We start from the raw sequence: 11,008 nt of genomic DNA, 5'->3' as shown, positions 1-11,008 counted from the left end.
ATATAATAATATTTTGAATATTAAAACTATAAAACGAATATTTTTTTTCTTAATTGAGAACAATGATGTAGTATAGAGTCGGAAAGACTTATTTGTTTCATGTCAATATTACTCTCTAAGGGACTATCCCTTTTGAGTATTCTGGATGACTTCATCCACTTATTTAAAAAATATCAGCTTAATAGAATTGAATTGAATTAGGATTAGTTGAAAAAGCAATCCTTCATATTTTTAGTATCAAGTAGACCTGCAAGAAAAAAAATCAGAGCCGAAGCCCTGATTCGTTTTTTGTAGGAAGTGATAATCATTTGAATGTAAGTCTTCTGTTTAGTTTTTCCCTTTAACTTCTCTTGTTTTATGTTCGGAATGAAAAATGAAGTATTCGCGTGAAGGATCTTCAAGTGAGGGAATATCCTAAAGTTTGATTTATTTTTTTTCTTATCGAATGTGCTTGTGCGAGCCGTCACAGTTGGGTTGCTTTTGAGATAGACCACAAGTGCAATCATTTAATCCCTTTCCATCGAGAATTTTCTGGATATATTTTTCAACCCTTGACTCTCGGGTTTTGGATTGTTTAGGTTGAGAAAAATAAAGAATGTATGCTCTTTGCCTTCCCGGTGTCAATGATTCAAAAGCAGTTTTAAAAGTAGGCATTTCATCGAATTTATTTTGAAGTTCTTCAGGAATGATGAATTCTTTATGCTCTTTCATTTTCACTTCCAAACCTGCTTTTTCAACTTCAATGGCTTCATGAATATAGGCTTTTAAGATGGTTTCCATTTCAACTATTTCTTGAACATTGGTGAACCGAATCTGGCGCGCTGCCTGTACATTCTCCGTTTGTTGGATTAAAATCCCATGGGCATCCTTTAGCAAGGCACCTTTCTGAAACAGAAGCGCAATATATTCTTTAAAACTATGTATTAAAACGATGTTTTTTTTCTCAAATGTGTAACAAGGGTGCATCCACTTAAATTCTTCAGTCAGGTCACAGTCAAGAACGATCTTTCTCAACGTCTCGTATTCTTCTTTCCACTTTTTAGCTTTACTTAAAAATTCATCAACCTTAGGATTCGTTCTGCTATTTGTCATCATGGAACACCCCTCTTCAATTTTTCGATTTATAATAGGACATTAATTGGTGTCGTGTCAAGCAGTCAAAAGGTGCCTGGCCCCCACCGTATTAAAGTATTACTGCAATGGGGATCAGGCACCATAGCCATCAGGTCTATCCTATTTTTATTTCCGCCAAAAAGTGGAACAGTCTTCCTTATCCAAAATATTATACTTGATCATTTTCTCAAGTAATGAGAAATCAACCGGACGATCCCACGGGAAACGTATCAGCTGCTGGGTGTGCTCATAGCCTGCCTGTACAATTTCATCAGAAAAATGAATAATCCCTGCTTTTTCAGGGGCAACAGCCAAATGATGTTTGGCTACGCTAAATCCAATAATATATGTACCGTGATCGGTAAACATAGGCTGATTCCACTTAATTACCGGCATTAAATTTGGAAATTCCTTCGTTACCCAACCCAAAACTTCCTCCGTTCGAGCCCGATGTTGAGGGTTATCAATACCCGCTAAAAATTCTGCAAAAACCTCCATGTTGTTCCCTCCTAAAAAAATTATGTCATTCGGAGAAGTACCTTAAACCCATTCGTCTTTAAAACTCCTCACGAAACCGCTAAGACACTTGCCCCCATTATTTGAAAAGTACTATTGCCTTGAAGCATAATCAAGTATATCTTGGTATATTTTGTTCCAATCATGATGATATCCTGTTACTTCACTTGGATTTATAAGTATTCTTTCTCCTGACCGAAATATCTAATATACTTGCTGAACTACCTCTGTTATTCCAAAGAAATCTTCACAACATTATCTAAATATTTCGTTGTAGTATACCCATGAATGACCAATTCTTTAGGAACCACTTTACTCTCTTGGATCTGAAGGCTTTGGACTGTATAGAAATAACGAGGCTGCTCGAGTTCTTCATATGAAAAAGGCATTTCATTCACATCGTATTTTACCCCGTTTTTATCAATGAGCACTCCTTCAGAATTCATCTCCATTGAATTAGATTCCTTTCCATCCTCACTTACAATATTGAATTGAAGCCACTCATATGCTCGATTCTCAAATTCATGATTGCTTATGACAATATTGGTAGACTGTCCAACTTCCAGCTTGTCTATGGAGATTGTACTGCCGGCATATTCAAAGGTTTGAGGATATTCTCGAATGCCGTCCAATTCGAAGATATATGTGTCTTCAAATTCTAAATGAGCCACCCCAAATTGAACGTTAATCTCTTTTGGTTTTTCTCCAAAAAGAGGATCAAAGTGTGTTTGAAAAGTAGTCCAATTTATGTCTTGCTGGTAATCCAAATAAGAGCTGCCATACATATCAGGCTTCATTTCTTTATTGTTCACTTCTAGATTATTAAAATTAAGATAGTTTATCCGCTTCTCTGGCTGCTCATTATTAATACCAAATTGCAGAATCGTCGCTGTTGGAGCAATGGTTAGTTTATCAAATCGAACCGGAATCCCTTCTACTTCTGTTTTTCCATTCAATGCATATTCGAAGGAAGGATGTTTTGTTACAGGTATCTCGAATCTCCACTGCCCTGTTTTAAACTCCAAGTTCCCGTAAGGCCAAAAACCATTACGCTCAGAGGAATCACGAGACAATTTCTGAAGTTTTGTGATCTTGAGTTTGATTGTCTCTTTATCCGCTGTCAGTGGCGGCAGACTCAGCTTCCCTTGATACACGTTCTTTTCCTTGTTATTTACATCTGATTCAAGGTCAGGTGGATAGTACCTTGGATATGTTACATGGTTCATAATTCCTTGTTGGTTCTCCACAAAAAACCCATTATCATAATTCATCATATATTGGTTGTCTTCATCTGTATCTTCTATTTCATAAAAAACAAGTGTCTGCACATCATCAGCTATTGCGCTCTTAATCTTAATTTTCACCCCATCGCTTTCCGCTTCGAGGTTCAGTATTTGACCAAGGTCCTCTTGTAGAAAGGCACGTAATTCCGGATCTTCTTCTGTCCATGTATAGTAAAGATTGGTAAACGTCCCTGTAAAGAAGCCTATACCCATTAATAATGCGAATACACTTATAAAAATAAGTCCTCTTCTTTTACGTTTCTTGTACTTCTGTTGTCTGTGCTTCTCCTTTTCTATCAGCCTATTTTTGACGTTCTCCATGAAACCAGATGGCACATGCAAATCTTCCATACTATTCGTAAGATCCAACATGGCTAACATGACATCCTGAAAGGCAGCCAGATCCTCCTGACATTCTTGACAATGATAAATATGTACTTCAAAATCAATCTTTTTCGACCGCTCCATGGCTCTTTCTAAATAATCGAGGTAATCCTTTTGGTACTCCTTACAGCCATTATAGGTTAATCCGTTCCTCATTTCATTTCTAAGTGACTGGATTCCGGAAAACAAAAGCTCTTTAATCTTTTCCGCTGAAACTTGAAGAAGTTGTGCCGCTTCCTCCTGAGAGAATCCTTGTACATAGGTAAGGACCATCGCTTCTTTCTCGTACTCTTTCAATTGATCAAGTGCTTTAAATAAACCCTGACGTGGTTCACTTTCCTCTGAAGCTTGTAAACTTCTATTACCAGAAAGCTCCCGGCAGTTATGTATGAAAATGGATGTAACCCACGTTTCGAATCGTGTTTTACCTTTAAATCGAGGCAACTCCTTTTGAACTTGTATTATGGACTGGTAAAAAAGCTCTTCCATTTGCTGCTGATTATTAAGATAGGACCAACCAAGCGTATACAACGATTGTTTATGCTGATCGTACCAATCGACGATGGAGTCCCAGCCTGTTTCTCTTTTTGTAGTGATAGAAATGGGTTCTATTTTTGCTGGAATCATAAACGTGTCCCCCCCTTTTTTAGCGTAATTCACTGTCACTCCCGATTTTTCTTGGGCTGAAAGCTAATAATTATTATCAATAAATTACAATTATTATAAATAATGGGTTATATATAGAATATCAAACTTCTTATAAGTTCGTAAGTCTATGTGTCTATTATCTAACTGATAACAGCTGCTTCGTTCTATTTAATCCTCGATATGGAGGAAAAAATTAAAAGAATCCATTTTGAAAAAGCTCGATCAAAGTGGATTCTACAGTTTTGAAAATAGATAAAGTGAAACTTCCATCAGTGGGGGTTTTTCGACGCACACGACGTGCTAGTGCCGACGTTGCCACAGGACGTGGCGTTCTTAGTCGGCCTTCATCCCCCACTGATGGTTAGTTGCGGCCCACAGGAAGTGGGTCACTCAGACGTTGCCACACGATGTGGCGCTTTTAGTCTGTGTTCATTTTACGGGCAGTTGATCCCCCACTTACTCTTCTTTGTATACGCGAATCCTTGAAGTGGGGGTCTTACTGCCCGTTAATCTGCGATAAATTTTTATAAAAAAGTTTGATCACTTTAAGAGCGTTTGTTTAACATTCGCATCGGTTAGCTTACTATCATACTTGCCGTTTATTCCAGCAAGTACGAAATAATATCTTGATTCGTATTTTGTAGAGTGCTTGGGATATCATCACGATTTGAAATTAACCTAAAATAACAAGTGTCGACTTTATCCTGATATAAACGATATTGTATAAGGTTCTTTTTACTCGTGAGTTTACTTATAATTTGTTCATAGAATTGACCTTGAGTCATTTCATCTGCTGAACCTAAATGAATTGTTCCCTTTAAATCATTTTCAATAATAAATCGTAATTGTTTTGCTAACATTACATCCAAAAGATTGTTACATACGAGATTACTGTACACATCGATCACTTTATTATTTTTTATGCTTTCATTGATTAATTTCCATCTTGGTGAATCCTTCCCCCATATTGCCGGGATTCGGATAATGACCACTCGCTCATCCAAAATTTCTTTTAGCATGTTTTCACATTTAATTTTGAACTTCCCATAATCTGATTCAGCATTAGGTATATCTGTTTCTGTGTGGGATCTTGAGAAGTCCCCATCAAATACATTTGTCGTAGAAAAGTAATAAACTCGACTACCATTATTTTGTAATACTTTAGCCAATTCTTTATGAAACGTAAGCTGTTGATCAAACTCTCCTCTTAGGCAAGAAATCACAATGTCGGGCTTAATTGTGCTTGTAATTTCCTTCAGTTTATCTATTTGCTGAACTTCTAATTGGAATTGCTTATCATCAGGGAGGCTAGTTAACGAAGAAAAATACGTTCCATATACGTCATATTCATCAGTAAATTCATCTAATAAAGCTCTTCCTACAAGACCACTTACTCCAAGAATGAGTATCTTTTGCATCGCCATTTCCCTCCACAAACTTTTTTAAACAAATAACATTTCTTTCACTTATGATGTAATCACTTCTTCCACCTAAAAATTCTCTTTCCTATTCAACATTCCTGCCTCGTGTGCTTAACAAGAAAAGAAATTTTCACTACATGATTTTAATCAAACTTTTTTACAAATTATCAAGACCTAAATCTTAAAAAGTCATAAAAAATAAAGGGAGATACATATTAGTCATGTATAATATGCATCACCCTATTAATTATTGTTAAACAATCGTTGCCCTTTAAATAATGATTTTTTGTTTATTAGTATAGTGATAAGAAATTATCATTTCATTTGTGATTAAGACTAAGTACTTATTTACTCTAAAAAATAGAATTTGATCCGATCACGACAGTAGCGTCCAGTTCCTCGTCTCTAGCCACTTTTGTGGTAAGCCCAGCACCTGAAAAGATGTCAAAGGTCTGAGGTGCCTGCATTTCGCTCGTCTCTATCAAAAGATGTCCTCCCGGTGCTAGCCAGAGAATTGCTTCTTCTGCAACTCTTCGCTGAATGTCAAGTCCATCCTCTCCTCCGTCAAGTGCCACCTTCGGTTCATGTAGGCGAGCCTCCTGCGGCAGCAGCTTGATTGCCTCGGTAGGAACGTAAGGTACGTTCGCAACTAGGATATTCACATGGCCTTTAAGTGAGTAGGGCAGAGCTTTATACAAGTCACCTTTAAAAACATGGCCACTGAAATCCGTTACGTTGCGGCCAGCGCATCGTACTGCGACAGGGTCAATGTCAACAGAATACAATTCAACTCGTCCTAAAGATGCAGCGAGTGCTACGCCCACAGCACCTGACCCGCAACATAGGTCAACGACGATATCACCAGAAAATGACAGGGCTTTTGCCTGGTGAACAAGAAACTCGGTACGTTTTCGAGGCACGAAAACGCCTCGGTCCAATTCTATCCGCAAACCACAGAACTCTGCGTATCCAACAATATATTCAAGAGGTAAACCAACGGCTCGCATTTCCACCATTTTCTTGAGATCCTCTAGAGTTCGTGCCTCTGAGATAAGTAACCGGGTCTCATCTTCTGCGAAAACACACCCCGCGCTCCGAAGCCTGTTAATTATACATTTTTCCGTTTCATTGTCCAAAAAGAAATTAATTTTTTTTCCTATTTATCTCACCACTTTTGATAAGCTTATTTATAGCACTGTATTCGTTAAAAATTGGAGATATCCTTCTTCAACAAAATGGCTCTAAAATGAAAAATGAGTGCTTATCCATGTTTCAGGATTACGCCCTATAATGGGGGACTGCCAACATTTCGGAAATTTTGTATACTAAGCAAATTTCGACATAAATATAGCCAAATACCTATATGCTAAGGGATTTGGCTTATGTTACTGAATTGAGAAATTGGACTTTTTTCTTTCTCCAGAAAAGCGCCCTCCGTATTATGAGCAAAAAAAAATACTCTAGAGACTAACAAGTCCAGAGTATTTTAAAAAAACAAATATTTATTTAACCGCTTCTTTTAATTCCTTACCCGGTTTAAAAGCTGGAACTTTAGAAGCTGCAATTTCTATTTCTTCACCTGTTTGTGGATTACGACCTTTTCTTGCAGATCGTTCACGAACTTCAAACGTTCCAAATCCAATAAATTGGATTTTCTCTTCTTTAGCAAGTGTGCTAGTAATTGTTTCAAATATTGCATCAACTACATTCCCAGCATCTTTTATTGTTAACTCTGCCTTTGTTGATACAGCTTTCACTAATTCTGTTTTATTCATTTTTAGACACCTCAAATATTTTATTTATGTAGAAATAAAAAACATATCATATTTTCTTCTTTTTTCCTATTAATAAGTATAAACTAATTAGATAAAAATTTGATTTTCAAACTCATACTAGACTATATTTCCCATGCCGAACAACTGTATTTGGCATTTCGTATCCTAAAGTTTTTGCATCCTTACTTGAAATTTCGACTAATACACTATTAGTCCGAACAAGAAACACTTTACCTTCATATATGTTACTTTTTCTTTCAAAAAGAATAATATCCCCTGAATTTGCCCTCTTTTGATCAGAAAATTCGTTCTTTTCTTTTTGCATTTTCTGTTATTACGCTCCTATTTATATTATTCAAATGGCTGAATTCTTTTGACTATAAGGAAGAATATACTGTTTAGATGTTTAAAATCAACAGTAAAAAGATATGAGATCTTTTTAAAAAACACTTTTCTAAAATTATCTAAACTCAGACCGCTTCCTTATTTTGTGTTATCATACTAATTGCATATTTAAGATTTTCTAAACATTCTAACCGAATTCTTTCATCGCAAACAAAATCATCTAAAATTTCTTTTTTTAGTTTTGAAGTAATGACATATAGAGAATCTTCACTTATTTCTTTTAATTGATTCTCATTCAGATAGTTGTAAATTGCTCTTTCAAAGTATTCAACCGTACCAAATAACACAGTCAATTAACATTCCACCTCCTTTTTTTTCACTTACTCGATAGTCAAGCTTCGCCAAAACTATCTCAAAAAAAAGCCCACCAAAAAGATTGGTGGACTTGTATGATAAAGGCTATTCTATCATAGGTAACAGTATCCAATCATTTGGTAACCCGACTATCATAGCTAATCACCTTAGACTCGTGGCTTTGCGTCCTTATCTTTCAATAAGTTTGCCTTTATCAAACTGATACTTTTATAATAAAACTTTAGTATGGTAATTTCCAGTAAATTCGTCATTTTTCAACACACTTTAACAAAAATAGTAGTTTTATACCATTTATAGTATAAATAAATTGATGCTAAAGTCCTAATCAAGAAATGATGTATGAGAATTTTATAATTTGATAAAATTTTTGTCTTGTAAAGTATGTCTGAAAACTACCTTTAACCTAGCATTAATATAGATAAGAAAAATACTCACCGTGCTCCCCGCACCGTGAGTATTTTTTATCCATGAAGCTGGTATCATGAAGCCTATTTGAAGAAGATTACCGCCAAGTTCGAGCGGATAAAGGAGGATTACTCAAAAAGATTAACGCGTCGTTCCATTCACTACTACTTATTCACTTAACATTCTTCAAAAGTTAACTTCCTGAAATACGTAATAAAGGGTACCTCTAACCATGACAATACCGAACACAATTCCTATCACAACAGCTACAAGGTTTGATTTCCATGTGTAGCCTTTCATATCCAATTCGGAAGTGGAACGATCGACCTTTCTAAAGTGAATAATCATTCCAATATTTATCATAACTAAAAGGAAAAAGACGATCATTACCATAAACATAAGTTCAATACGAAGAACTTGATCTGGAGAATTACGATTCAAGAAAGATAGTAAAAATAGCAAACAACCTAATATTAAGTTCCAAACATATCCTACTCTTCGTAGTTTGGACCATTCACTTCCCATTTTTTGTTTTTCATAGATGGCGACTTGTTCAAAAATAGGAAAAATCGATTTCGTTGACTCACCCTTCATCAAGCCTAAAACTCCAAGAATGATCTGTAACACCCCAAGAACCAAGAAAAAGTGAGCAAATGAGAACGTAATATTACTGATGATAACGAAATAGATAATAAGGGCTGTTAATATTAGACCATTTGTAAAAGCAATCTGCTTCATTCTCATATTACGTAAATCTGTTGATTTCATCTATATCCCCTCTTTCCTAATTGATTAAATAGCTGTTGTCATTACCTTACAAACTATCTTGAAAAGATGATCGATAAGCACCTATATTATACCATTTTTACCGATTTACTAGAGGGCTGTTATTTAGAATATATCAAACCCTCTATCAGAAACCATATGTAATTTCTTATTCATTCTCTGTTCACATTCAAATTATAATCTAAGGATGTTAGAAAGAGATTGGAGGAATAAAAGATGAATATCGCTTGGAAAGAAATGAAAAAAAATAAAGCAAGATTTTTAATATTAGGTTCTATCGTTTTTCTCGTTAGTTTATTAACGTTAATTATATCTGGTCTGGCAAATGGATTATCACAAGACAATGCTGCATTAATTAAAGATTTACCAGATGGTCAATTTTATATGACGAAAGATTCAGACCAGACGTATACACTTTCAAAAATCGATAGCAACGTACAAGATAAAGTTTTAGCTAAAGAAAAAGATGCCGCTGCTTTTTCTATTCAAATGGGATTTGTGAATGATAGTGCTGATAAACAGCAAAGTGTCGTGTTTGTTACATCAACCGAGTCAGAGTTGTTCGAGAATGTGAAAAAAGGGGAAATCGTCCTAGATAGCTCAATGAAAGATAAAGGGATAAAAGTGGGAGATGTCCTGACAAATAATCAATACAGCGGCGAGTTTACTGTAAAAGGTTTTGTAGACCAAAAGAAATTCAGTCATGCCCCTGTTGCTTTTATTAATATGGAAGACTACAAAGAAATGTATCGTACAGAAGAAATGCAAATGCTTTTCGTTCCTGGAGAGGATTCACCACAAACAGTGGATGGATTACAAGCATTTTCGAAAAAGGAATTTCTTGATACCATTCCAAGTTATAGCGCTGAACAGATGTCCTTAAATATGATTGTTTGGTTTCTAGTCGTCATTAGTGGAATGTTGTTTGCTATCTTCTTCTACATGATGAACGTTCAAAAGATTGGATTATACGGTATTTTAAAAGCAATCGGTGTCAAAACAAGTGCTTTGTTTAAAATGATGTGGACACAAATGCTGTTTATTACAGTCATTGCTCTTAGTCTATCCATTGCACTCAGTCAAGTTTTTAATAAGATCGCACCTGAGGGTATGCCATTCCATTTAACCCCTGATACAACGGTAAAATTGTCAATCGTCTTCCTTATAATCGGATTTATTGGAGCTACTCTTTCAGGTATGCAGATAAAAAAAGTGGAACCATTACAAGCAATTCAACAAGGAGAGGTTTAATATGACAGTATTTACAATAGAGGACGTTAGAAAAACCTTCACAAATGGCGAAGTGACAGAAGAAATCCTAAAAGGAGTCAATCTTTCCCTTAAAGAAGGCGAGGTAACAGCATTGGTAGGTGCTTCGGGTTCGGGTAAAAGTACGCTTCTAACAATCGCAGCTGGACTTCAGCCAGCATCAGATGGACAGATATTGTTCGAAGGGACAAACTTGACTGAAATGAATGCAGAACAAGTTCGAAAAGTACGGGCAAACAAATTTGGTTTTGTATTTCAATTTGCCCATCTGGTCCCTTTTCTTACAGTAGAAGAGCAATTGATGCTGATGTTAGATGTAGCAGGCACTAAAATGAAGAAAAGTGAACAAAAAAAGGAAATTGACGAGATCCTTTCATTAGTTGACATGAGCCATCGGAAAAAGGCCTATCCATCTTCCTTATCTGGCGGGGAAAAGCAGAGGATTGCCATTGCTCGTGCCATTATCCATAAACCGAAAGTTCTCTTTGCAGATGAACCAACTGCCAGTTTGGATTCGAAAAGATCTAAAGATGTAATGGCATTAATCCGAGAATTAACCAAAACGCTTAACATTACTACTTTACTCGTGACTCATGATGAAGAAATGCTTGCATATGCTGATCGTATTATCAAAATGAGCGATGGACAGGTTGCATAGCACTAAGCTCGAAGAATGGATATTTAGATA

11 protein-coding genes and 1 riboswitch are annotated in these 11,008 nt (G+C 35.9%); of the genes, 2 read left to right on the top strand and 9 right to left on the bottom strand.

All coding sequences use genetic code 11. The annotated features are described in order from the left end of the window. Nucleotides 1-438 precede the first annotated feature (438 nt). The 9 genes from FSZ17_RS05955 to FSZ17_RS05910 all read right to left on the bottom strand — a co-directional run bounded on the left by FSZ17_RS05955 (nucleotide 439) and on the right by FSZ17_RS05910 (nucleotide 9,033). Nucleotides 439-1,092: a DUF1801 domain-containing protein gene (locus tag FSZ17_RS05955; RefSeq protein WP_082625354.1), complete on the bottom strand. Its 654-nt coding sequence runs from the start codon at nucleotides 1,090-1,092 to the stop codon at nucleotides 439-441. Between the two features lie 147 nt (nucleotides 1,093-1,239). Then, nucleotides 1,240-1,611 carry an iron chaperone gene (locus tag FSZ17_RS05950; protein ID WP_057775235.1) on the bottom strand — a complete coding sequence of 124 codons (372 nt, stop codon included), beginning with the start codon at nucleotides 1,609-1,611 and terminating at the stop codon, nucleotides 1,240-1,242. 248 nt (nucleotides 1,612-1,859) lie between these two features. Next, nucleotides 1,860-3,923 (bottom strand): sigma-70 family RNA polymerase sigma factor, encoded by a 2,064-nt coding sequence (locus FSZ17_RS05940; RefSeq protein ID WP_057775240.1) that lies wholly within the window; start codon nucleotides 3,921-3,923, stop codon nucleotides 1,860-1,862. Between the two features lie 620 nt (nucleotides 3,924-4,543). Beyond that, a complete protein-coding gene (locus FSZ17_RS05935; protein WP_057775243.1) occupies nucleotides 4,544-5,362 on the bottom strand; it encodes a sugar nucleotide-binding protein in 819 nt (272 codons plus the stop codon). Between the two features lie 356 nt (nucleotides 5,363-5,718). After that, nucleotides 5,719-6,501 (bottom strand): putative protein N(5)-glutamine methyltransferase, encoded by a 783-nt coding sequence (locus FSZ17_RS05930; RefSeq protein WP_057775246.1) that lies wholly within the window; start codon nucleotides 6,499-6,501, stop codon nucleotides 5,719-5,721. A gap of 366 nt (nucleotides 6,502-6,867) precedes the next feature. Then, nucleotides 6,868-7,140 (bottom strand): HU family DNA-binding protein, encoded by a 273-nt coding sequence (locus FSZ17_RS05925; RefSeq protein ID WP_057775249.1) that lies wholly within the window; start codon nucleotides 7,138-7,140, stop codon nucleotides 6,868-6,870. A 112-nt stretch (nucleotides 7,141-7,252) separates the two neighbouring features. Then, nucleotides 7,253-7,465: a DUF2187 family protein gene (locus tag FSZ17_RS05920; RefSeq protein WP_057775252.1), complete on the bottom strand. Its 213-nt coding sequence runs from the start codon at nucleotides 7,463-7,465 to the stop codon at nucleotides 7,253-7,255. 145 nt (nucleotides 7,466-7,610) lie between these two features. Then, complete coding sequence (locus FSZ17_RS05915) at nucleotides 7,611-7,838, bottom strand: hypothetical protein (protein WP_057775255.1); 228 nt, start codon at nucleotides 7,836-7,838, stop codon at nucleotides 7,611-7,613. 137 nt (nucleotides 7,839-7,975) lie between these two features. Further along, nucleotides 7,976-8,059: riboswitch (cyclic di-GMP riboswitch) on the bottom strand. Between the two features lie 392 nt (nucleotides 8,060-8,451). Then, a complete protein-coding gene (locus FSZ17_RS05910; RefSeq protein ID WP_057775257.1) occupies nucleotides 8,452-9,033 on the bottom strand; it encodes a hypothetical protein in 582 nt (193 codons plus the stop codon). A gap of 234 nt (nucleotides 9,034-9,267) precedes the next feature. Here FSZ17_RS05910 and FSZ17_RS05905 point away from each other — a divergent pair, with 234 nt between their 5' ends. Beyond that, nucleotides 9,268-10,302, top strand: a complete 1,035-nt coding sequence (locus tag FSZ17_RS05905) for an ABC transporter permease (RefSeq protein ID WP_057775259.1) — start codon at nucleotides 9,268-9,270, stop codon at nucleotides 10,300-10,302. A gap of 1 nt (nucleotide 10,303) precedes the next feature. Further along, nucleotides 10,304-10,978, top strand: coding sequence for an ABC transporter ATP-binding protein (locus tag FSZ17_RS05900; RefSeq protein ID WP_057775262.1), 675 nt, complete (start codon nucleotides 10,304-10,306; stop codon nucleotides 10,976-10,978). Nucleotides 10,979-11,008: the final 30 nt, after the last annotated feature.

It is taken from the genome of Cytobacillus dafuensis (genome assembly GCF_007995155.1).
In the GTDB taxonomy this organism is placed as follows: Bacteria; Bacillota; Bacilli; order Bacillales; family Cytobacillaceae; genus Cytobacillus; species Cytobacillus dafuensis.
Note: the sequence above shows the minus strand (reverse complement) of the source record. Positions and strands in the feature narration are given on the sequence as shown.

Bases quoted from the DNA above. Each gene is read 5' to 3' on its own strand.
- FSZ17_RS05955 (WP_082625354.1), bottom strand. From the start codon at position 1,092: ATGACAAATAGCAGAACGAATCCTAAGGTTGATGAATTTTTAAGTAAA.
- FSZ17_RS05950 (WP_057775235.1), bottom strand. From the start codon at position 1,611: ATGGAGGTTTTTGCAGAATTTTTAGCGGGTATTGATAACCCTCAACAT.
- FSZ17_RS05940 (WP_057775240.1), bottom strand. From the start codon at position 3,923: ATGATTCCAGCAAAAATAGAACCCATTTCTATCACTACAAAAAGAGAA.
- FSZ17_RS05935 (WP_057775243.1), bottom strand. From the start codon at position 5,362: ATGCAAAAGATACTCATTCTTGGAGTAAGTGGTCTTGTAGGAAGAGCT.
- FSZ17_RS05925 (WP_057775249.1), bottom strand. From the start codon at position 7,140: ATGAATAAAACAGAATTAGTGAAAGCTGTATCAACAAAGGCAGAGTTA.
- FSZ17_RS05920 (WP_057775252.1), bottom strand. From the start codon at position 7,465: ATGCAAAAAGAAAAGAACGAATTTTCTGATCAAAAGAGGGCAAATTCA.
- FSZ17_RS05910 (WP_057775257.1), bottom strand. From the start codon at position 9,033: ATGAAATCAACAGATTTACGTAATATGAGAATGAAGCAGATTGCTTTT.
- FSZ17_RS05905 (WP_057775259.1), top strand. From the start codon at position 9,268: ATGAATATCGCTTGGAAAGAAATGAAAAAAAATAAAGCAAGATTTTTA.
- FSZ17_RS05900 (WP_057775262.1), top strand. From the start codon at position 10,304: ATGACAGTATTTACAATAGAGGACGTTAGAAAAACCTTCACAAATGGC.